The sequence below is a fragment of the Neorhizobium fuzhouense genome (assembly GCF_042611105.1).
Lineage (GTDB): Bacteria > Pseudomonadota > Alphaproteobacteria > Rhizobiales > Rhizobiaceae > Neorhizobium > Neorhizobium galegae_A.
In genome coordinates this window covers 93204-115967 of sequence record NZ_JBHFFP010000013.1, presented here as the reverse complement: position 1 = coordinate 115967, position 22764 = coordinate 93204, and the positions used below count along the sequence as shown (strand labels likewise).

General features: G+C 57.0%; 15 protein-coding genes and 1 tRNA gene. 9 read left to right on the top strand and 7 right to left on the bottom strand.

What is annotated here, in order from left to right; all coding sequences use genetic code 11:
• Positions 1-181 precede the first annotated feature (181 nt).
• The 7 genes from ACEXP3_RS20725 to ACEXP3_RS20695 all read left to right on the top strand — a co-directional run bounded on the left by ACEXP3_RS20725 (position 182) and on the right by ACEXP3_RS20695 (position 8287).
• Entirely contained in the window at positions 182-1072 is an 891-nt protein-coding gene (locus ACEXP3_RS20725) for a hypothetical protein (RefSeq protein ID WP_377299018.1), read from the top strand.
• Positions 1073-1152: 80 nt separating this feature from the next.
• Positions 1153-1476 carry a hypothetical protein gene (locus ACEXP3_RS20720; protein ID WP_377299016.1) on the top strand — a complete coding sequence of 108 codons (324 nt, stop codon included), beginning with the start codon at positions 1153-1155 and terminating at the stop codon, positions 1474-1476.
• Positions 1476-3470, top strand: coding sequence for an AAA family ATPase (locus ACEXP3_RS20715; RefSeq protein WP_377299015.1), 1995 nt, complete (start codon positions 1476-1478; stop codon positions 3468-3470). Before ACEXP3_RS20720 ends, ACEXP3_RS20715 begins: the two co-directional genes overlap by 1 nt.
• Positions 3467-4216 (top strand): ATP-dependent metallopeptidase FtsH/Yme1/Tma family protein, encoded by a 750-nt coding sequence (locus ACEXP3_RS20710; protein ID WP_377299014.1) that lies wholly within the window; start codon positions 3467-3469, stop codon positions 4214-4216. The genes ACEXP3_RS20715 and ACEXP3_RS20710 overlap by 4 nt, the downstream gene beginning before the upstream one ends.
• Positions 4217-4721: 505 nt before the next feature.
• Positions 4722-5048 carry a hypothetical protein gene (locus ACEXP3_RS20705; RefSeq protein WP_377299013.1) on the top strand — a complete coding sequence of 109 codons (327 nt, stop codon included), beginning with the start codon at positions 4722-4724 and terminating at the stop codon, positions 5046-5048.
• Positions 5049-5246: 198 nt separating this feature from the next.
• Positions 5247-6452, top strand: a complete 1206-nt coding sequence (locus ACEXP3_RS20700) for an SIR2 family protein (protein ID WP_377299011.1) — start codon at positions 5247-5249, stop codon at positions 6450-6452.
• Positions 6449-8287 (top strand): ATP-binding protein, encoded by a 1839-nt coding sequence (locus ACEXP3_RS20695; RefSeq protein ID WP_377299009.1) that lies wholly within the window; start codon positions 6449-6451, stop codon positions 8285-8287. Before ACEXP3_RS20700 ends, ACEXP3_RS20695 begins: the two co-directional genes overlap by 4 nt.
• 150 nt (positions 8288-8437) lie before the next feature.
• On the opposite strand, the gene ACEXP3_RS20690 is transcribed toward ACEXP3_RS20695, so the two are convergent.
• From ACEXP3_RS20690 to ACEXP3_RS20660, 7 genes are all read right to left on the bottom strand, one after another.
• Positions 8438-11467, bottom strand: coding sequence for a type III restriction-modification system endonuclease (locus tag ACEXP3_RS20690; RefSeq protein WP_377299007.1), 3030 nt, complete (start codon positions 11465-11467; stop codon positions 8438-8440).
• 11 nt (positions 11468-11478) lie between these two features.
• Positions 11479-13557 carry a site-specific DNA-methyltransferase gene (locus tag ACEXP3_RS20685; protein ID WP_377299005.1) on the bottom strand — a complete coding sequence of 693 codons (2079 nt, stop codon included), beginning with the start codon at positions 13555-13557 and terminating at the stop codon, positions 11479-11481.
• Between the two features lie 34 nt (positions 13558-13591).
• Positions 13592-15529 (bottom strand): GmrSD restriction endonuclease domain-containing protein, encoded by a 1938-nt coding sequence (locus ACEXP3_RS20680; protein ID WP_377299003.1) that lies wholly within the window; start codon positions 15527-15529, stop codon positions 13592-13594.
• Positions 15526-16311 carry a DUF4391 domain-containing protein gene (locus ACEXP3_RS20675; RefSeq protein ID WP_377299002.1) on the bottom strand — a complete coding sequence of 262 codons (786 nt, stop codon included), beginning with the start codon at positions 16309-16311 and terminating at the stop codon, positions 15526-15528. The genes ACEXP3_RS20680 and ACEXP3_RS20675 overlap by 4 nt, the downstream gene beginning before the upstream one ends.
• A complete protein-coding gene (locus tag ACEXP3_RS20670; protein WP_377299000.1) occupies positions 16308-19097 on the bottom strand; it encodes a helicase-related protein in 2790 nt (929 codons plus the stop codon). The genes ACEXP3_RS20675 and ACEXP3_RS20670 overlap by 4 nt, the downstream gene beginning before the upstream one ends.
• Before the next feature lie 613 nt (positions 19098-19710).
• A complete protein-coding gene (locus tag ACEXP3_RS20665; protein WP_377298998.1) occupies positions 19711-21615 on the bottom strand; it encodes a site-specific integrase in 1905 nt (634 codons plus the stop codon).
• A 90-nt stretch (positions 21616-21705) separates the two neighbouring features.
• A tRNA-Ser gene (locus tag ACEXP3_RS20660) sits at positions 21706-21795 on the bottom strand.
• A 325-nt stretch (positions 21796-22120) separates the two neighbouring features.
• Here ACEXP3_RS20660 and rplU point away from each other — a divergent pair.
• Positions 22121-22432 (top strand): 50S ribosomal protein L21, encoded by a 312-nt coding sequence (gene rplU, locus ACEXP3_RS20655; RefSeq protein WP_210106812.1) that lies wholly within the window; start codon positions 22121-22123, stop codon positions 22430-22432.
• A 41-nt stretch (positions 22433-22473) separates the two neighbouring features.
• Entirely contained in the window at positions 22474-22743 is a 270-nt protein-coding gene (gene rpmA, locus ACEXP3_RS20650; RefSeq protein ID WP_210106811.1) for a 50S ribosomal protein L27, read from the top strand.
• The last annotated feature ends 21 nt before the right edge of the window (positions 22744-22764 follow it).

The window sequence follows — 22764 nt, the reverse complement described above, 5'->3', positions numbered from 1 at the left end:
GCATTCCCCTGTTGAAACTCGCGGGCGTCCATCTTCCAGCGGCCATTCGACTACCCGCTAACCGCCTCCGTCAGGATCGCTGTCACCAGTGTCGATGCGGAAATCATTTCCGCGTCTGGGCACCCGCGTCTGTCCCTTGGATGTGACTGCCGATCCTGCTTCGATCACAGGAGTATTCCGCATGACTGCCAACATCATTCCCGCCGTCGCAACGGCATCCTATGACCTGACCATCGACCTTGAGGATATCCGTTCGGCGCTCGACAAGCTGGTGGGCGAGGTCGTCGACACTGCTCTCTCCGCTGCTGTGTTCCGCCGTGCGCTTGCCGCCGGCATGGACGACATCGCATCCGTGATGCGCGCAGTACCGGTCGCCGAGGGCCGATTGCTCGAGCGAGGCATTGGCTTCCTCGCCAAACGCAATCCCGATCTTGTCGTCCTGACCGACAACTTGCGCCTGCCAGTGACCAAGGCTGCGGCGGAACTGGTCGCGATGAACGATGTCGCTCTGGTCAAGGCACTCAGCCTCGATGCCGATAGCGGGGGCCGCAAGAGCTATACGCCCGATCTCCTGATCATCAACCGGTCGACGAAGATCGGGCATCTTGTGGATGTGAAGCGGAGCCTTAGCTCTTATGAGGTCTCGCGGATCGTGGAACTGAAGAACCGCATGCTTGCGGCTGCGCTGGTAGTGCCAGACCTCCTGTATAAGGAGCACCGGCGACTGCATGTCGAAGAGGTTCGCGTCGTCATCTTGAACGCCGAGAACCAGCGGACCGATATCGATGGCGGTGTCTGGCCCCTCACGCATCTCGACCACCTTCTGGAAATCATGGGCGCCGGCGAAGTCATGGCGCACCTCCGCGAGCTATTCCAACGGCGTGTCGAGGCAAACTGGATGTCGGTATTGAACGGTCACTGGCTCGACACAGCTCCGATCCAGATGCCGCCAAGTGGCGACCCGATCGCAGACGACGTCGCCCGACGACGTTCACGCGAAGAAGAGTCCAGCGTGTCGCGTACGCCGGTATCGATCGGCTTTGCCAGGCCACCCTCGATAGCAAAAGCCTAATCGGCCCAAGTCTTCCATCATCCATCTCTGACCTTAGGTCCCCGGAAGCAGTGCTGCTGGGGAAACAGGAGACGTCTGCCATGACGCCATCGACATCGAATATCCTTCCTTTCCCGAATCGCACCCCGTCATCAGTTCCTCTGCCACCGGTGCAGGATAAGCATCCTGTGCCTGCCGGCGACAAAGTCGATGCCGACGAACGCGCGGACTACGTCGCATCCATTGTCCGCTCGACGATCGGCTTTGCCCGACGCAAGGGTCGGCGGATCGAAAGCCTGCCGCCGCAACTGCGGGTGTGGTTGCTCGAGCTGTGCGAGCTGGGTGACCCGACATGCGTTGTTGTGCGTGCTTGGCTCGATGGCAACCCGGTCTTCACGGACTTGTCCTCTCAGGAAGGCGCGTAATGGAAACGCTCGAGCAACGCGTTCGCCGCTACCTCCTCGCACGGCTGCGCCGTCGTGCTGTCCTCGACCTTTACGAAACGGCTGCGACTGCTGGACTGTTGGAACGCGGCGTCGGCGATACCGGCACGCTTGCCAGGTCCTGGATTGTCTCGATCAAGGCACGGCAATATCTGACCGGCGCCCATGACTACGATCGGAAAACCATCGCTCGGATGATCGGCAGCAGTCGTGGCAATCGTGATGGTGACAGCCCAGATCACATTCGGTCGACGAGCACCTCAGAGGGCGAAGCATCACTCTACGACTGGTCTACTCCGGCACCTCCAAGTCAGCAGCCGAAACCAAAGCCCGGACGCCGTACTCGTCGACTGCCCGGCGGCTCAGCGATCAGCTTCAGCTATATTGCCGAGCTGCTGAAAGAGCATCTGCCGCCATCTTCTCCCATGCACGTCGCAGTCGCGCTTCTGATCGCGCGTGCGGTCGGCACAAGTCTGAGACGTCTGTCAGCGTTCACGGATGTCATTCGTTCCCTTACACCGTTCGTGCTGATCAAAGCACCGGTTGCAAGGTTCGAGGCGAGTGTCGGCATGATGCTCGAGGACGGATTGCTTCTGCCGTTCTCGGTGATCTTGGAAGATGTCGCGCGAGAGGGATCGCTGTCCGGCAGGTTTCGGGATAGCCGGTCCTCGAGACAGCAGATGAGGCTGCAAACGCTGGCTGGTTCCTCACTGATTAAACGCGACGACAGAACGATCCGTCGTCTACTCCGCACGGCGATGACCGATGCAGCTCAGCCAATTCTGGTGGCCGATGAAACACCGACTGCGTTGACACCGGTGATCGTCGAGACGGCCGACCTCGTTGTCGAATGTGAGGGCTTTGACCGGTCGATGATCGCCGATCTTCTGAACCTCTGTATCGGCGCATCAGCGGACGTCGCTCTCAAACGGATGGAGATGAAGGCGTTCGATCCACAATCGCTTTCGATCGATGATCTGCTCCTCGCAGTGCGGCCTGGTCGCTCCGCCGAGGAAGTGCTCACGCTTCTTTCGATGCTGGTTGATCGATGCTCAGTCGAGGAAAAAGACGCCAACGACAACAAGGGAGCAGGTGAGGCACGTGGCCGGTCAGGCGGCGGGAAGTCACGTGCCAAGTCTGCCGAGAAGGAAAACGCGAATGAACTGACGGGTATTGAGGTCATTCTTCCCGAGCCACCCATTTCCGAAACCGTCCCGGTCGACACCGATGAACCAAAGCGGACAGCTGTAAAGCGCACTCCGATCGTCTTAGTCGAAACACTTTGCGGCTATGGTGCCGCCCACGCTTGGACGCGCGACTTGAAGGCCGATCTGGCGCTTTGGCGTGAAGGCGCTCTTAGCTGGCCGGAGATGAGCACAAAGCTTCTGCTGTCAGGACCTCCCGGTACCGGCAAGACGACGTTTGCGCGGGCGCTCTGCAATACGCTTCAGGTACCGCTTCTGGTAACTTCGGTCGCCAATTGGCTTGAGCCCGGATTTCTCGGTGACGTGCTCCAGAGGATGTCGGCCGCCTTTACCCAAGCATCGAAGCACGCGCCTGCGATCCTCTTCATTGACGAGATCGACAACATTGGCTCCCGCTCAAGTGCAGGCGCGCGGCAACACGATGACTATTGGGTGTCGTTGATCAATCGCCTCCTTGAGCTGCTCGATGGTGCCACGAAAACCGAGGGCGTCGTGATCGTCGGTGCAACGAACCTGCCCGAGAAAATCGATCCAGCGCTGCTTCGGTCTGGAAGGCTGGAGACACATGTCCGCATTCCGCTACCAGACGTCGAAACGCTGACCGGCATCCTTACGCATCATCTGGGCAACGATCTCCCAGCCGTCCTGGCGTCGGCTCCCGCGAACCGCGTCAGGCTGCGGCCAGCTGCCGCGAGGAACACCGATCCTCAACAGCTTCGGAAGAATTCCGAGACCCGCAAAGCCTCAAAGGGAAAGGGAGCCGCACCATGACAGACCACGTCACTAATCCCGGAAATCTGCTTCGTCCACTCGCCCTCTTGGCTCTGGGGAAGACGGGTGCGGATATCGAGCACTTGATCCGCGACATTCGCCGAGCCGCCCGCCGCTCCGGGCGCAGCATCACCTGGCGCGACCTCGAGGCAGGTCTGCGGGCCGGACAGGCACCCATGTCCGCTGACCTTCGCAAACGAGCAGCCATCCATGAGGCGGGGCATGCGCTGGTCTATACCCTGACCGGCATCGCCGAGGTGCAATCCGCCAGTATCGCGTTGCACGGTGTCGGACTGGTCAAGACGGTTCCGAACGCGCACCTGCCGGAAACTGAAGCGTGGCTCATGAACAACATCGCCTCCCTCCTTGCGGGCCGTGCCGCTGAAATTCTTGTCTTCCACGAACCAATTGCCGGAGCCGGTGGCGCGGATGAAAGCGATCTCGCCCGTGCGACGGCGATGGCCCTGGCGGCTGAGACCAGTCTCGGCTTCTCGAAACAACAGCCGCTTCGCTATCGGTCGATCGCAATGGGCATGCACGAAGCGACGATCGATCGGGAACTCGCCGATCGCGTTTATCAGCGATTGGAGTGCGCAGAGGCGATGGCGCATGACCTGATCCAGGCCAACAGGTCGGCTCTCAATGAGATTGCCTCAGGCCTGGAAAGCGTCGGCATTCTGTCGGGCGACGAGGTGAGGCGCATCGTTCGCGGTTCCGTCGGTGATAGCGAAAAGGGTGAGCCATGACCTCAGCTGAGAAAAGGCGATTCCTGATGGCGCCGGCGCGTTTCCTATCTCAAGATTTTCGATTCAGAAATCTGAACGCTCGATTCTGAGTTCAGTGATCTGGATTCCGGCTTCCCGGTCCGCGTTGCGAAATCGCGTAACCGCGTTACTCGGCTAGGCATTCGACTTCGCCATCCCCGGAGGCGCTATCCCGCTTCCATCCTTGGCGATTTGAAACGTCTTGAGCGCAAGGCATGTCGATTGAGATTACATCGCCATGCTTTGCGTCGAGTTCTGGACACGTCATCTCAATTTACCCTCATCCGATTCCGAATTCCCGAAGAGCGTTGCTGGATTCCGGTTCTGCGATTCATCTGCAAACGGTGATTGGGCGGAAGGGCGTGGACCGCTGGGCGTTCATGCTGAGGTTGCATGAGGGAGGTGCCGCGCCGGCGGTTGGCTCGGTGGTTTTGTTGCTTGCATGGCCATCGGTCACGGTAAGGCTCCGACAACCAAGGAGCACACGATGTCGAAGAAGCCTAGAAAGAGTAAGAAAGAACGCAACGCCGAGCAGGCGGAACGCCAACAGCAGGTGCGTGAGGATGCCAAGGCGCGCTGCCGTCCATCCCGCGACGACCTGGCTCGAGTTCTGCTGTGGCAGATCATTACCGCCGCGCAGGCGCATAAGGACACAGACCGCGCGCTGGGCAAGGTCCGGGACTCTCTGACCAATGATCTTGAGCGCCAGGGATTTGCCGTCCGAGAATGCGAAGAAGTGTTCCACGAGATCGCTGACCGGTATAGCGACGGCCTCTACCCGTTCCGACCAAAGCGCCATCTCAAGCTTTCCTGATCAGGCACTCTGCGTTCCGTCAAATGCAAACGCCGTTAGGTTCTTATCCTCGTCTTCCCCCCGTTACTCCCGATAACGGCGTTTGCAGAGGAATCGGTCATCGGTGGGGCTGTCTTCCGATGTTGCCTGATTTGAAGTTTGACTTGCTGGACCTTCAACCAGAAGTTATCAATTCCGAGGACTCTTACAGGGGGGATCATGAGTACCGATATTGAAGCAGCGCGTCAGTTGGATCGTCACATCCGCTCACCACGGCAGATTTGGCTCACCGGCGCTGGTATCAGCTACGGTGCGGGATTGCCCCTGATGTATCCCCTCACTGACCGGGTCTTTAATCTGCTGGAAAAAAATGCAGAGGACGCCGAGGCATTCGAACTGGTCAAAGCAGTCAGAGATGATTTGCCCGATGAGTTGCACATCGAACACGTCCTTAGTCATTTTGGTGATCTGGTGGCGCTTGCCGAGCGAGCTAAAGATACCTCGGCCTTCGTCGGCGGCAAAAGGGTGACGAAAACTAAACTGCAGGCGGCCCACCACACAATACTGCGGCACATCCGAGACACTTTGCGTTGGGGGTATGTTCCGGGCTCCAAGACATCAGCCGAGCAGGAAGGCAAACCCGGAAAGCCAATCGTCAAGATCGATGATCACCGTCGTTTCGTTCGCGCACTATATAGGGTCAATCGCGCGGGACTTGATGAGCGCCGAGAGGCGATCCAGTTCGTCACAACGAATTACGACACTCTTCTCGAGGATGCTCTGGCGCTCGAGCTTGTCCCATACATTGATGGATTTTCAGGTGGCGCTATCGCTGGGTGGGATGAACAGTCTCTCAATCTTCCTGTAAGCGGGCCCTCCGTCAAAGCCGTGATAACCAAGCTTCACGGATCGATAGACTGGTACAGAAGTGGTCAAGAGAACGGGCGCGTTTTTAGGGTTCGCCATGATGACGCCTACCCCGATCGCTCCAACAACAATGGCAACGTGGTCATCTATCCGCAGTCGACGAAATACATGGCATCACGTGAGGACCCTTTTGGATTTCTATTTCAACGGTTTCGCGGTCTTCTGTCTGCAGATAGGCAGCAGGTCCTATTCGTATGCGGATATTCGTTCGGTGACGATCACATAGATGCAATTATTGAGCATCAGTTGCTCCACGTTGACAGCAAAACGACCCTCGTAGCGCTCTCCAAAAGCCGCACACCCAAGCTGAAAGCCTGGGGAGAAAGTAGTGCGGGTGAAAGGATATTCGTTCTCGCAGAAGACGGTCTTTATCGAGGGCGTGCCGGGCCATTCTTTCCACCCACCGCCAGTATCGCGCGCGATTGGTGGAGCTTTGCAGGCACCAGCTCCCTGCTTGAGAACGGCTTGCCTGCCGATATTGCTGAGGCGATCGAATGAGCGACTTTGATCTTGATCCCAATCTTGAGATTGGCACCGTTTTCGAAACGTCGGGTACAACGTTGAAGATATCTCTTCGGCGTAGCCTAACCGAGCTCGTTCAAACCCACGGCGGAACTGTATACTCCGTGGGTCAAATTGGCAGCCTGATCAAGCTGCATATGGGGCGAACCGTCCTCTTCGCGATGGTGCGGCTCCTTCGATTACAGACCGAGGAGGAGGCTGCAGCGCAAGGTGCAGCCGAAGCTATGGATCGCCGAGTGCTTGAGGCCGATCTCTTTGGTGAGGCGCGCTGGCAAAGGACCGAACAAATTCTGTCATTTGACAGAGGTGTGCGCAATTCGCCACTCCCCTTGCAAGCGGCATACCTTGTTACCTCTTCTGAGACACGCCGCCTGTACACCGCAATCGAAAAGCACGGCGGCGAGGGTCCCAATCGTTTCATCAGCTTCGGTGGTTACGTCGGAGCTGAAGGCGTCGCGTGTCACGCCGACATGGATAAACTCTTCGGGCAACATCTAGCAGTGCTGGGTTCTACCGGCTCAGGCAAATCCACCGCAGTCGCTGCGATACTTCATGCGGTACTCGACCACAAAGCTGCTGAAGGCGCACAAGCCTGTGCTCCTAGAGTGATCATTATCGATCCTCACGGAGAATATGGTGCCGCGTTTGGTGATAAAGCCATTGTCTATCGGGCTTACGATGATGCCGATCAGGGGGCTGCAGGCACTCGTCAGATCAAGCTACCCTACTGGCTTATGTCCAGTGATGAGTTCCGTCGATTGGTGGTCGGCAAAGGGGAGTTCGAGGCGACATCTCAAGCCAACGTTGTCTACAAGGCTCTGGCGCACGCCCGAATGCACAAGAGCGGCCTTGTTTTGGATGCGACTGATGGAGCTAGAAAGGCAGGAGGAGGACATCCTGATCTTCCGCGTGCGGCACCGAATCAAGATCAAACGGCCATTGCAACTTTCGACCGTGATTGGCCTCTTCCGTTTGATCTAGATGAGTTCGTAAAGCACATTGAAGCGTGTCAAAACAACCGTTGGGTCAAGACCGCTTGGGAGGCGGTTAGCGATAGCGTCTATCAGGAGAAATTTGCCTCCATACTTGATAAGCTGTCTGTGCTTCGGCTCGACGCTCGCATTGATTTTCTGATGCGCAACTATGTTGCTGGCGACCCAAGCCTCGCGGATGTCCTTGCACAGTTCGTTGGGGCAGACGCCGAAAAACCCGACGCTCCTATTCGCATCATAGATATCTCTGGCCTTCCGACCGAGGTAGCCGGGCCCTTGACCGCGGCTATAGCTAGGTTGCTATTCTCATACAAGCTTGCCCAGACACGAGAAGAACGGGAGAAGGACCCTATTCTCATCGTGTGCGAAGAAGCTCACCGATATGTCCCAGACCGCGGCGAGGCCCAATATGCCGCCGCGCAAGAGGCAATACGGAGGATCGCTCGTGAGGGTCGGAAATACGGCATAGGCTTGATGCTCGTGTCTCAGCGCCCGTCTGATGTCGAGAGCACGGTCCTTTCACAGTGTAATTCCTGGGTAGTTTTACGTCTGACCAATGGCCGGGACCAAGAGCATGTGAGCCGCTTTCTGCCAGACACAATGGCCGGTCTCATCAAGCTGCTTCCGTCGTTACCGCGACGCGAGGCACTATTCGTGGGAGAGGCCGCAGCCCTTCCTGCGAGGATCAAGTTAACCCATTTGCCAAAAGAAAAGCGGCCAAACTCCAATGACATTTCTTTTGCCGCAGGTTGGGCAGAAGGATTTCCAGACGCCGAAGCGTTGGGTGTCATAGCTACTCGGATGACGTCTCGATCGTGAACATGAAGCGGAAATCATTTCCGCTTCAGAGTGCTCGTACCAAATCTGCGTCTTGAGCGCGCGCCTGAATAAAGGTCACCGCTGCACGCCGCTCCCGGAACACTCAGAGTACCGGGAGCCGCGGTTGTTCGTTGCGATCAGGCCACGCCCCTAAACGTGGTCGAACACATCCTCAAGCTTGGTCGCCTGGACGTATTTGGCCGGATTGTTGTCGCGCACCAACGCGCGGAAATGCGCTTCGCCACAAGCTACCTTTGCGTTCTCTAGCTCACGCCGATCGTCCGTGAACAGGCTGTCCTTCGTTTCAACAACGAAATACAGCCGCTCCCGCCCATCGACCTCTAGCAGCACGGCCCAGTCCGGATTGTAGGTTCCCAGCGGCGTCGGAATCTTGAACCAGCCCGGAAGCTTCGCATAGACCTTCACGGCATCGTTCTTTTCCATCTGCTCGGCGAAGGTTCGCTCCACGCCCGCAGAGTCGTGAATGACATGCTCGTAAACCGACTTCTGAGTGTTGGTCAGCATGTTCTTCAGATAGCCGGTCAGCTCTTCTCGCTCGAACAGTTCCTGAGCGTAGAAGTCCTGGTCACCGATCCGCTGGTACTTGATGCCGTCCACCAGGGCCAAGCGCTTCGTGCGATTGATGATGTCAGCCGCCAGCTCGATGAAGGCCTGCGGGTTTCTTTTGAAGTCGGATAGCCTGCCGCTTTCGATCAGGATCGTCACGAGGCTGCGCCGCGTGAGCTGTGTCCGGTCCTGGAGATCGGTCAACAGGTCGGGAAGTACGATGTCGCCTTCGTCGATGGCAATCGGTCCAGAACTCGACGTCTCCTTGGCAAGCACGCCGCCCTGACCGATCGCGAGATCGGCCTTCCGGACGGTCACACGCGCCTTTGCAATCGGTGGCCCATTGGCGATGTTGCGGGCGCAATCGGCAATGAGTTTCTCATTGTCGAATTCCACCCGGTAGGTCGTCGTATGCTTGATCCGGTCCCACAGTGCACGGAACTCCTCGCTGTGAAACACTTCCTTGCGAATGGCCACCGGCTTACGCTCGTCGGCATTCTTGACTTCCAGGCGACCGGCCACCTTACGCAAGATACCCGTGACGGCAGGGAGATATGGCTCCAGGCCGACCGGCAGCACAAGGGTTCCAGTCTTGATGGCAGTCTTCAGGCTATCCTGCACTTTGCCCTGGCGATCGATAAAGTCCAAGGCACGCAGGTGGCGATAGATTTCCGAGGAACGCTCATACCCCAACACTTCCGGCACCCCAGCGTCGTAGGCTGCGCCTTCCTCTTCCATCCCCGGTCCCTGTGAAGGCTTGTCGGCGACCATGGGGATATTCGCGAACAGATGCTCCTCGACGATCCCGAAGCGGATGCCTGTGTCGGCCTCGATCTCCTTCTGAAGATTTTCGGCGAAGGACTCGTAGCTCTCGGTGGCGATCACGGTCAGGGTGTTCACCTCAAAGCCCCGCAGTCGCTCACCCTGCTGGTTGACGCAGAGCCGAAGACCGCGCCCGATCGTCTGCCGGCGCTCCCGCTCAGTACCCATCTCGCGCAGCGTGCAAATCTGGAAGACGTTGGGATTGTCCCAGCCTTCCTTGAGTGCCGAGTGAGAAAAGATGAACTTGAGCTTGGTGTCGAAGCTGAGCAGCTTCTCCTTTTCCTTCATGATCAGGTTATAGGCACGCTCCGCGCTGTCCCGGTTGGCCTGGTTGTTTTCAGCCGTATCCGTCCAGCGCTTGTTTCTGTCGATGGAGAAGTAGCCGTCATGCACCTCCTGGGCGTCAGAGGTGACATCAACCTCCGTGAACAGGCTCACGAACTCGGGAAGCTTGGCTGCGCGACGGTACTCCTCCTCGAAGATCGTCGCATACTTGCCCTTAACCGGATTTCCGTCTGCATCGTAGGAGCGGTAATGCTCGACGGAATCGATGAAGAACAGGCTGAGGACCTTGATCCCAAGAGGCGCGAGCCGCTTCTCCTTTTCCAAATGCTCCTGAATGGTGCGGCGGATCATCAGCCGCTTGATCGCATCGGCGTCCACATCACCGATCGCTTGGCCTTGCTCCAGGAAAGTCTCTGAACCCGCCGTTTTGACCTCGAGAAAGGACGCGGCGCCCGAAATGCGGATTTCGCCGATGCGGCAGTCCTTGTAGACCGCGCGGCCGGTTACCTCTTCCAGATCGTCGCCGTCATGAACGGTGATTTCTTCGCGTTGAACGCCACTTCTTCGTTGAATGTCCACTTCCACCCGGGCGGAAATCACACCCTTCACATTGCGGGCGGACAAGAAGCGCAGATAGGCCTTGTTATGGCCGCCCTCGACCTCAAGCGAAGCAACCTCGATCTGCTTCACCAGCTTGCGGTCATAGGCATCGACGGCATCGAGCCGATAGACCATGTGGTGCTTGTTCACGTGGGTCGCAGAATAGCGCAAAGTGCAGAGCGGGTTCATGGCGTCGAGCGCCTGCTTGCCGCGGCCCTGGAGACCACCGTCAACGCTCTGGGGTTCATCCACGATGATGATCGGGCGCGTGGCGCGGATCAGGTCGATCGGTGCTTCACCGCCCGTCTTCTCGCTGTCCTTATAGAGGTTGTTCACCTCCTGCTTGTTGATTGCGCCAACCGTAACCACCATGATCTGGATGGTTGGACTGGTTGCGAAATTGCGCACCTGGCCGAGCTTAGACGAGTCGTAGAGGAAATAGTCGTAAGGCTGCCCGGAATAGAGTGCCTTGAAATGCTCCTCGGTGATCTGGAGGGTCTTGTTGACGCCTTCCTTGATGGCGACGGACGGCACGACGATCACGAATTTGGTAAAACCGAACCGCTTGTTCAGTTCGAAGATCGTCCGGAGGTAGACATAAGTCTTGCCCGTGCCGGTCTCCATTTCCACGGTGAAATCGCCAGAGGTCAACGAGCCAGACGGAGCCAGCCCATTGCGCAACTGGATGTCTTTGAGGTTGGACATGATTTCGTCGTCGAGCAACGTCAGCCGGTTACCGATGCCAAGCGCATTCTCGACAAAGCCTAGTTCGCCCTGCACGCCGCCAGCCGAGCGTCGTGTCACAGTAAACTCGGTGCGGTTTATCTCCTGCCCACGAAACAGCTGGCACACCGCCTCGATCGCCGCCTTCTGGTAGTCGAGGTCGGACTCAAAATGAAGCTTCATCCCGCCCTCCCTTACAGACTGCGCACGTCGAGAATGCCATTCTGATTGAGGATCGCCGCCATATTTGTTTTGGCAATGTCATCGGCGAAGCCCGAGTCCTTGAATACGACCCGTGTTTCAACCGCCGGCGCAAGCTCCTTCCACCAAGCGACAATGCCCGCCGAAAGACTTTCAACGACATCCTTGATAAGGCCATCCGCAAGGCAGGCGATCAGAGCGCCGCCTCCAATAGCGTGAACAATCTTTCCCGCGATCTGTCGCGTCTCCATGGGCACGCAGAGATCGAGACCGAGTTTGAGCAAAAGTTCATACAGTATATCTTGCTCGGTGCGGCCCGGAACAATGTGTTCGGCATTGGCAAGCAACGTGCCTTCTAGGTCAGATGAAGTCGGTTCCCATGAACGGATGTTAGAGCGCGAGAGTTTAAACACCCGAAATCCGAGGTCGCCTTCGAACGAGGTATCGTCTTTAAATTTTTGACCAGCTCTACGGAGACGCTCTTTAGTGAGTTCGGCTATGGTTCGCCGCTTTTCCAGCTTGTCGCAATAGCTTGCTGCAGCCTTCTGATCTTTCTTTGATGGGTCAAGGGGCTCAGGTAGTTGTACTAATATGAATCGGCGCTGCCCTCCGTCGCGTACATTTAGAGACCAAACTGACTGTCCGGTGGTGCCGCTGCCTGCGAAAAAATCCAATACGATAGCAGTCGGATCGCCAGCAGTGGCGTATTCAATCAGTCGTGCAATTTCTTCCGAATCCTTTGGATTGTTAAAGACCTGCGCGCCCATCAGATTTCGAAGAGATTTTACCGAGACCTGAGACTGCTTGTAGAAATATGACCCCCGGACCTGGGTAGCGAACTCCTCTTCGTCTTCAGCACCGTTTTCATCTTCGAATTCGTCAACCTCGGGCGTGTCATCTTCCTCGGGAAGTGGACGAATATGCGCTTTTCGAAACGGTGGCTCGGTATGGTCTTGACGGAACTCAACGAGACCAAGTTTTATTTGACGGCTCATCTCCGCGTAATTTGCATAGCGCCAACCCGCTTCAGGAACCGCGCATGCCTCTCCTGTCACGGGATGGGGTACATCGTATCGAGGTCCGCCACCGCCGGGCCACGAAATGTCGCGATCTCTCCATGGGCCATTTTGATCAACCCTCTTGTAGCGGCTCCATTTCTTGGCGGGATGCGTCTTCGGAAGTGCCGTGAACCATGCTTGGAGATCAACCTCTATCGCGCGGTCGTCACTCCCGTATTTGGTACGCAGCCTTAAATACTGCTCCCAAATTTCGCGGGCCCCAGGCTTTTCTTCCCGCCACTTAGTCTTCAACTCTTTCAAATAACCAAGAGAATTTGCATAGACCAAAATATATTCGTGGCCATTGGACACCAGTTTGGCGTCATTTTTCCTTCCCTTTTCCCAAATGAAGCATGAAACAAAATTTTCTGGTCCAAATATCTCGTCACAGAGAATTCGAAGATTTGAAACTTCTTGATTATCAATACTGATGAGGATGACGCCGTCACGTCGCAAGAGAGTTTTGGCCACCTTGAGGCGTGGCAGCATCATATTCAACCAGTCAGTGTGAAAGCGACCAGAGGTCTCAGCATTAGATGTCGCTTTTTTACCGTCACTAGCGACCTGCCCGGTCAGTTCCAGATAGTTTTTGATGCTGTCTCGGAAATCGTCTGGATAAACAAAGTCCTTACCAGTGTTGTACGGTGGATCAATGTAGATAAGTTTCACTTTTCCAGAGTAGCTTTTTTGCAAAAGCTTCAACGCTTCCAGGTTATCACCCTCGATCATCAAGTTCTGGGTAGTATCCCAATCAACACTCTCTTTGGGCCGAGGGAGAAGCGTGCCGACCGAAGGCATCAACGCGATTTGACGTGCCTTCCGCTTGCCATGCCAATTAAGCCCGTACTTCTCCTCTCGATCGTCAACCGTGCCACCAAGAAGTTGCTTGAGCACCTCAAAGTCGATTTTCCCCTCGCGGAAAGCATCGGGAAAGACTGCCTGCAAAGCGGCGATGTTCTCCGAGACGATATCGGCGCTCTTGGTTTCAGGGTCGTTCAGTTCGAGCTTCTTCATCGCACATCCATTTCCTTCGGGTTCCAACACGGCCTCAGGCCGCCTGTTGTCCGAGCATTTCCTTGTTAATGTAGTCCTTGAAGGCCGCGGCGCTGGTGAAGCAGCGGAAGCCTGCAGCACTCGCTAGGGCAATCGTCTCGTCGTTTTCGTTCAGTAACACGGCGACCGGTTCTGACAACTCCTCCTGGAGCCCGTTCGGCCAGACGAGGTCGAAAACCGCGATCTGATCGCCTGTCTCCGGGTTAGAATGGTCATAGGCAATGATCCCTTCGGCGAAGCCTTGCTCGACCGCCCAATCATTGATGGCCTGCAGCTCTGCTTCTTCATCAGCGCTGGAGATGCCGCCGGCCGCAGCCGTCGTGGAAATCGTCGATATCCGCGCAGGTTCGGCAATCCATCTGTCATCGCCATGCAGCAGCGAGGCAAACCGCTTGTTTGCCTCGGCCGCCAGCAATTCCTTTCTGGCTTCGAGGAAGTCGGCATAACGGTCAATCTTCCACAGGGACTCGTCCATCGGAATCCACTGCGACGCCAGAGCGCCCGGATGCTTCGATTCGATTTTCGGGAAATAGACCTCAGGCAGCGTGTCGCGGATGTTGAGATTGGTATCCTTGGTCAGGAAGCAGAAATTGGCAATCGCGTTCACCTGCGACCGCGGGACCTTATGTTTGTAGAGCTGTGCCTTCGGGAAGATGTGGTGCACTTCAAGCGCATTCATTTTCCCCAGCAACCCGGACTTCAATTCGATGCCCGTTCCCCAGTCCTTGGACGCTCCCATGCGAGTGAGCATGTAGAGAACAGGGTAGAAGCGTGCTCCGAGGCTCCATCCGGTGAAATGGCCTTTTTCGACCCGCAAGCCACCATGCCAAAGCCGCAACTGCTCCAGGAGCTTGTCGAGGCCACCGTCAGCGCCTTCCAGCGCCTCAAGGTCTTTATCGAGGAAGGATTCCGTTGAGCCGGAGTAACGGCCCCACATACCAGCCTGCGCAAACCAGAAGAGGAGCTTGTCGCGCTCGACTTCATCCAACGCATCACCCTTCTGGTCGAGGTAGCGCACAATCACCGGAACAGCAAATCGGCCAAAGAAAACCCGCGAGTGGTCGAGTCCAAGTCGGCCGGAAATAAGATTGAGGCACGCGTCGATCCGCTTGGTGGCGCGCTTGAGGCCGTCCTGAATATCGCTGGCAGACTGATTGTGCAGATAGAGGAATTTGGCCTCCCCGGTCAGCACGGTATTGATCGAGCGCAGGAGCCAATCCAGATTGAAGTCGTACCCCGCGTCGTTCCAGGCCTTCAGCTTGCCCTTCATCTCGGTGCGGGCATCAGGCCACTCCGCGCAGATTTTGGCCAGCGCCAAATCGCCCTTTGAGAGCTTGGTGCCGCCACTGTTCACCTTGTTGAAGATGTCCACGACCACATCAAGCGTCTTGTCCGCGCCAGTCACCTCTTCTTCATGCAGGTTGATTTCAAGGATACCCAGCAGCCGGCTCAGTCGGCCATAATACTCTCCGGGCGGTGTCGGCCCGAGGGAGGTCATGATCTTTCCAACGCCATCATGGCCCGACTTCATAAGAGCCGACACATCGATCCAGAGCGGGTCTCCAGACATTTTCAGCGGCTGGTAAAACTCGAATATCTCGGAGGCGAGGTTGAAATGCAGGCCAGTAAAAGCTTTGGCGTTGCCGTCAAAGAAAGCAGGTGGCTTGCCGCGGACTACACCGTAGAGGGAGGTGACCCGCTGCTGGCCATCCAGCAATAGCTTCACGATCCCGGACGCGAGTTGGCCATCGCCACGATGATTTGCAGTGACCGATTCCGTTGCCCAGACCAGGAGGCCTCCGACGGGATGGCGTCGATAGAGCGAGGTAAACAGGCCACGTACCTGCTCGGTGTTCCAGACATAGCCTCGCTGGAATTCCGGCAGTGCCATGTGCCCACTGTCGATGTGGTCCAGAATGGTCGAAATCTTCATCGCTGCTTTCCCCCCATTGCCTGCTTCGCTTGTTCCATGGCGCGTTCGATCGCCTTTATCTTTTGGTTCAGATCGACGCGCTGACTGATCTGTTTCGCCTTTGCCGCCTGCGACCGCAAAAGCGAGTTTTCCTTGGCCAGCCTCTCGTAGTCCTCAATCGCCGCTCGGCGACGCGTAATCTGGTTCTCGTCTGTCGTCACCGAGAAGGAGCCGACCAGGTGGGCCGCGTTCATAGCCTCAATCCGTGCCACCCACCCGTCATACAGTGCGTACAAGTCCCGTTGCGATTGCTTCGAAAGTTCAAGGCTATCGAGGAAGGCCTTTTCGTTCGGTGTCAGCGTCGTCGGATCGGATAGGCGTGTGGAGGCATCTCTGTCGACGACGACCTTGGCCGCTTCGTTCTGAGCCCGCCGCTTGTGGGCCACGGACACATCGATGCCTTCATCATCAGCGGTGATCAACACCACGGGATAAGGGATGGCACGATGAATGAGCTCTATAAGTCGGCTTGTTTTCGCCCCACTTCGGAAGGCACAGCCAATGACGGCGATTTCGACATATTCGCGTAAGTCGTCCGCAAAGGTCGGCACGCCGACAGTTCCGGGCTTGCATGCCGCAAACCACAGCAGTTCATCAATGCCGTCCTGAATGGCGCGCTTGTCGGTCGACGTGGGTGCGCCTTGTTCAATGAGCATTTTCTTCGGGACGCGAATATCAACGCGGGCATTCGCGGGTAACCCGAGAGCGTCAACGACAGCACTGATGCACGCTGCTGCATTCATTCCGCGCTCATCTCCGGAAGGATCACGAGGAATGCGACGACCTCGAAATCGTTGATGCCGGCGAACTCCCCTTTGAGCGCATGTGTACCACCTGGAGAGAACAGGCTTGCGACCGCACGCTCCTCGCTCTTTCCCGCAATCGAGGCGACGGCCCGTGCCAGAAGCTTTTGATAGGGCTCCATGTCCCGCCCGAAGCGGGTGGACTTATCGAACCGGCCACAGGCCTGGGCGTCTGGCAGATCGCGTCCGACGGAAACCTTCTTGAGGCGATCCAGCACCTGCTTCGCACGGGTATAGGGCAAGAGCGCCTCTCCCTCGTCGCTCACATGGACAACGAAATGGGGTTTCAGCGGATACCCAGGCTCCGCCAACCGTTCCGCAGCTTCGCCGACCGCGCGCAGGCAGAAAATGACGCCTGGCGAGATGACGTTTTCGGCACTGCCAAACTCGTCCTCAGGCGGTGAAACCACGGCATAGGTACCAAGTGGCAATGCCTCGAGCTGCTCACGGTGATCACGCAGATACCCTGCGAGGTCGATGCGGAAATCATTGAGCGTGAGATCAGCAATGGAGACGCCGCTGGACAGGTCCTCAAGGTCGATCACCGAGTCCTGCATCTTCTGCAACTGAGCACGGCGGTATTCCAGGTCGTTCATCTGGTTGCCGGCCTGAAACTCGATAACGTTTTCCTCACCGGTCGCGGACACATCCAGGAGGACCATGCGTCCACTCACTCTCGATTCCAGGTCGAGATACTCGTCGAGCTCGATGTTCGGCCAGAAATTCACTAGCTGAATGCGCTGGTTCGTCGAGCCGATACGGTCGACGCGGCCGAAGCGCTGAATGATGCGGACGGGGTTCCAGTGGATGTCATAGTTGACGAGGAAATCACAATCCTGAAGGTTCTGTCCTTCCGAAATACAATCCGTGCCGATCAGGAGATCGATCTCACCCTCAACAGCCAGTTCCGGAGGCCGCTCCTTAGACCGGGGCGAGAAGGCACTGAGGATGGAGCTCATGTCCGAGCGAAGGCTCTGGAGCGTGGTCTTGTTTGCGCCTGTACCGGTTACCACGGCCGCATGGATTCCAAGCGTCGCCCGTGCCCACTCGCCGAGCTCGCGGTAAAGGTAGTCAGCGGTGTCCGCAAAGGCGGTGAACAGCAATATCTTCCGGTTCTCGCCGTTGATCGGTGCTTGAACTTTGCGGGTGATCAGTGCTTTCAGCTCCGACAGCTTTGCGTCGCGATCTGCTGACACAGAGCGTGCAGCCGACAGAAGCGTGGCCAGGCGGTTCCGGTCTTCAATCAGGTCCTGTTGCCAACGAACCCGATCGACGTCCTGCAAGAGTACCTTGACCTTGCGGCCGACGAGCAGCGTCTCAAAGGCGGGGTCGTCGATATCCACATCGTCGATCGCAAGCTCATCGATAGATTCATCATGGGCCTCGATTTTCGCAAGCAACGCATTCACGTCATCGAGCTGACGCTTGATGGTGAGAGCAAAGGAGGCCACCGAGCTTTCCATCCGCTTGAGCAGATTAACGCGCATCAGGTGGATAAGGCTTTCCTCTCGGTCGGCCTGACGAAAATAGCTCTCGCCTCCGCGAATCTTGGTGCTGTATTTCGCGTCGTAGGCCTCTTGCTTGTCAGGGACGACATAGCGCAACGGCGCATAGGCCCCGAGCGTCAGTCGCCTGATCTCATTGTTGATCTCGCGGATCGGACGGAACTCACCGGCGAGGTCTACATCTGCCTTGACATTGATCGGCTGCAAGCGATCAGGGAAGTGGCCAGTTTCCGCCGTCCCATAGTAACGCTGCACGTGTTTTCGGGATCGTGCAATGGTCAGCATGTCCAGGAGCTTGAAGTAGTCAAAGCCCAGCATGTCCATCAGGCGCGATGTGCGACGCTCGCCGTCAGGCAGGTCTAGCCACCTGTTAAACTGTGCCTGCGCCTTACGGATGGTTGCTTCGATGCTCGGGATACCGTGGTCGATCAGGGCGATGTCACTGCCTTCCGTCATGAAGGCAATCTGGTTCTTCAGGTCCGCAAGCCGATTATTGACCGGAGTTGCAGACAGCATCAGGACCTTGGTTTTGACGCCAGCCTTGATCACGCGCTTCATCAGGTGATCGTAGCGGGTGTCGCGATCCTTGTGGGTCGCCTTATTTCGGAAGTTATGGGACTCGTCGATCACCACGAGATCGTAGTTGCCCCAATTTACGTGCGAGAGATCGATATCACCGGAGGTGCCACCATCCCGGGACAGGTCGGTATGATTGAGGACGTCATAGTTGAAGCGGTCGCTCGCCAGGCTATTGCGGCGATCGTTAGCTTTATAGAGCGTCCAGTTATCGCGGAGACGCTTCGGGCAAAGCACCAGGACGCGATCATTACGTAGCTCATAGTACTTGATGACTGCGAGCGCCTCGAAGGTCTTACCCAGACCTACGCTGTCGGCGATGATGCATCCTCCGATACGCTCGAGTTTGTCGATTGCCCCGACGACACCATCCCGTTGGAATTTGAAGAGCTTCTTCCAGACGGTCGTGTTCCTGATGCCGGTCGCGGATTTGACGATGCGCTCCTCATCAAGCTCGTCGCCCAAATCCTTGAACATCTCGAAGAGGAATTTGAAGTAGATGAGCGAGGGCGCGCGCTGAGATGCAGCGTCGGCCAAAACGCGTTCCAGGTCATCGGCATCAGGTCTGCCCGGCACGGTGTCCCAGGCTGTTTGGAACCAGGATGAGAAAGCCGCAGTTTCATCGTCCGTGGATGTTGTCTGCACGAGGCCCAGCCTGCTTCCAGGCGTTATTCCTAACCCTTCCGTTGTCAGCGAACATGAGCCGATCGCAGCCCTGCGGAGGCTAGCGTTGCGAACGATGGCCATAGACTGAGGCAGCCTATCCGCGTACCGGAGCTGAACTTGCCGTCCGAGCCATTCTAGCGTCGATCTTGCATGCCATCGGCCCTGAAGTTTGTTCCGGTACCCGATATCAGAATGCCCCCCGAACAAGGACGCCGTCAGAGAGGCTCCGTCTTCCAGCAATAGCCTGACTGAGTCGGCTTTTTTGAGGAGCTCGCGGATTTCAGCGAAAGCATGCAGCGAGAGGCTGGGAGACATAATGTCGAGTGCAGAGCCTGCCTGTAGCCACTCTTCGAGCTTGTCGAGGACACGCTCGCGACCAGTATTCTTAATCAAGTCCATAGTCTGTCCCAGCCGGCTGGCGCTGCTGGAGGCAGGCAAGCCCCCACTTACTTCTAGTCAGTGTATTTCGTTCATTATCCTCATGATTGTAAATCCATTTCTTCAACTTTTTGATGTCGCGCCCCTACTCTGAGCTGCAGAGGCGCGAGGAAGATTGGAAGGTCATCGTTGACTATTTTTGGGACGGAGACGGTCAAGCCTTCTGAGGCTTCCGTCCCCGCGTTCGCTTTGCATTGGCGAACTCGTCGAAATCCAGCCCCCTGAACATGGAAACATCGGCCTCGATCGGGAGGTTGGCGAGTAGGCGAGCTTTCCGCTCAGTCAGGGTCCGAAATCCGTATTTGTCGTGCTCGTCATCACCGACCTCGTGTCCAACCTGCATCTTCCTGTCGCGCCTTTCGATGTTGTTGTCACCGGCGTCGGCAATGTAGCCACTCCTGAACGAGTGAAACACCTCACCGCGAGATTTCTCGATCCCTGCCTTCTCGAACAACCGTCCCATGTAGCTGGATGCGCTTTTGCTGGGTCTCATCAGCCTCATCAACTCGGGGAACAAAAACTGGTCCCCCCGCTCCTGCGCCCACTGAACGAGGCCGATCTTGGCGAGGAAGTTATTGAGCACAAAAAACGAGGCGCTAGCGGTGTTCTTGATCGGAACCCGCTTCCATTTGCCATCCTTCAAGACGATGCCAGATGTCTGGGCAACCCATACGCCATCAAACTTCTCCCTGAAGTCCGAGCCTTGGAGGTGCAACAGCAGTCCCAAGCGTCGCCCGGTCAGAAAGCCGATAAGCGGGAGAAACGCGTAGTCGAACATCCCACTTGCGACCCCTGTTTGAAATACCTTCTCGATTTTGGCAATCGCCAACGGCTGTGTGTGAACCGGTGGCCGAGCCAGGTCGGGGTAGAAGAGTTTGGCATTGGCGATCGGGCGGTAGTCATAGTCGACCTGGCCTGAATTCAGGGCTGCTTTGACGACAGCGACATAGCCCTCCTCGAGCGTCTTCCGCGCCATTGTCTCGAACCGGTAATCCTGGTTCGACGCGATAATCTCACGTGCGGTGAGATGAGCAGGCCGATATTTTGCGAGCCTGGGCCAATACTTGATGAGATCAATGAAGGCCTGAAGATCGGTTGCCGTGTAGGTGTCGATCGGGTGATCACCGATCAGCTCGGCGAATAGATTAAGGCGCGTCTCGGCAGTGGCAATATCTTTGTTTTCCTCCGACTTGGAGGACTTTCTTTTCGCGAGATAATTGCTCGCAACGTGACTGAAGAGCGGCTTGCTTGAGGCAGGTCGCTCGACGGTACGCCGATCGAGCTGAAAGGCGGCGGGCACGTCGGCGCTGATCAAGCGCTTGTCCTTGCTGCCGGACTCGGTGTCAGGCTGAGTAAGGGGCGTGGGTTCTGGTAGAGGCGAACTTGATGGTTGATAAGGCACCGGCGCGAGCGGGGCCGATACCGAGGTGTACAGCTCCTCAGAGATAGAAACCGGCGAGGCTGCCGCCTGATATTTGGCTACATGTCGGGAGGCAATAAGTTCGGCATGGTCGGCAATCATCTCGTCATGAGGCTGGCCCGCCTGCTTGGCTGAGACCTCACGTCCAATCCGCACGAGGCCGCGCATCATCTCATGCCCCTCCGCTTCGGCAGGCGTCGGCGCGCGAGGAGGCTGCACGATGTCGTAGAGCGCGGCCTTGAGGAACACGCTGGCAAAATCGAAAGGCCAGTCCTCGTCAGCGATCCCCTCGTCACCGAGGTCTTTTGCAGTTTTCGAATTGGGTCCCCGTTTGCCTGCCATTCTCTTCTCGATCTCCCTGAAGAGCGTCGGTGCCAACGCCCCAAGGGCATTGGCAAGCTCTCTCGCCTGTTGGTGTGGAAGCGCGCCCAGGCTCACCCGGATGGGCCGGGAGCCTGCACCGCCACCGATGCGTTTCGGCAGTCTGATCTGGAAAAGATAGGTCCCGCCGCTCCTCACCAGATAGAGCCCGGACGATCTCGTTTTAAGCTTGCGATTCCGTTTCTTTGCGGAAATGATTTCCGCGTCCGGCGATACATCGGACTGTACATCGAGCGATACAATGCGCGATACATTCATGACTTGCGTGCCTCTGGTTGGGGCGATCAGTCAGGAATTCGCGAGGAAACCCAAGGGCTTGCGTCTAATTGGGGAAGAGTGACCCAGAAATGGCGGAGAGGGTGGGATTCGAACCCACGATACGGTTGCCCGTATGCCGCATTTCGAGTGCGGTGCTTTCGACCACTCAGCCACCTCTCCGCTTTGCTGGTCGGCGCTTTGTAGCGCGGGCTGTCTCATAGCGATGAAAGGAAGGGCTGGCAAGGGCGAAATCGCGTCTTGTCACGTCTTTCTCCTTGACAGCTTCAAGGCCCTCACGTATCCCCCACGCGTTCCGAAGTGGGGTATTGCGTTCAACGCGGTGCCCGCGGGATGAAAAGGCGGGTTTCGAATGAAACCTGTTTCACCGGCAGACCGGTTCGAAAGAGTTGATCTTTTGTAATCCTGCTCAAATGTGGACTGATAAAAAGACGGCCGCTTGCCTTTGAAGGCAGGAAGAGCCGGATCGAACATGAAAGGATAAAAAATGTTCGCAGTCATCAAGACCGGCGGTAAGCAGTACCGCGTAGCGGCCAACGACGTTCTCACCATCGAGAAGCTCGACGTGGCAGCCGGCGACGTGATCGAGTTCAATGAAATTCTGGTCGTTGGCGTTGGCGCCGATGCCAAGTTTGGCGCGCCCTTCGTGGCTGGCGCCACCGTCAAGGCGGAAGTGGTCGAACATAACCGTGGCAAGAAGGTTCTCTCCTTCAAGAAGCGTCGTCGTCAGAATTCCAAGCGGATTCGCGGCCATCGCCAGCACCACACGGTCGTCCGCATCACCGACATCGTCGCCTGATCGGTTTCACTAGGTTTTCGAAGGTTTAAAGGAGAACTCCCATGGCACATAAAAAAGCTGGCGGTTCCTCGCGCAACGGTCGCGATTCCCAATCCAAGCGCCTCGGCGTGAAGAAGTTCGGTGGCGAAACCGTCATTGCCGGCAACATCATCCTGCGCCAGCGTGGCACGCAGTGGCATCCGGGCGCCAATGTCGGCCTCGGCAAGGACCACACCATTTTTGCACTCACCGCCGGCAATGTGAACTACCGTACGAAGGCTAACGGCCGCGTATACGTGTCCGTTATGCCGAAAGCGGAAGCCGCGGAATAACAAGCCGGAGCGCGTTAAAAC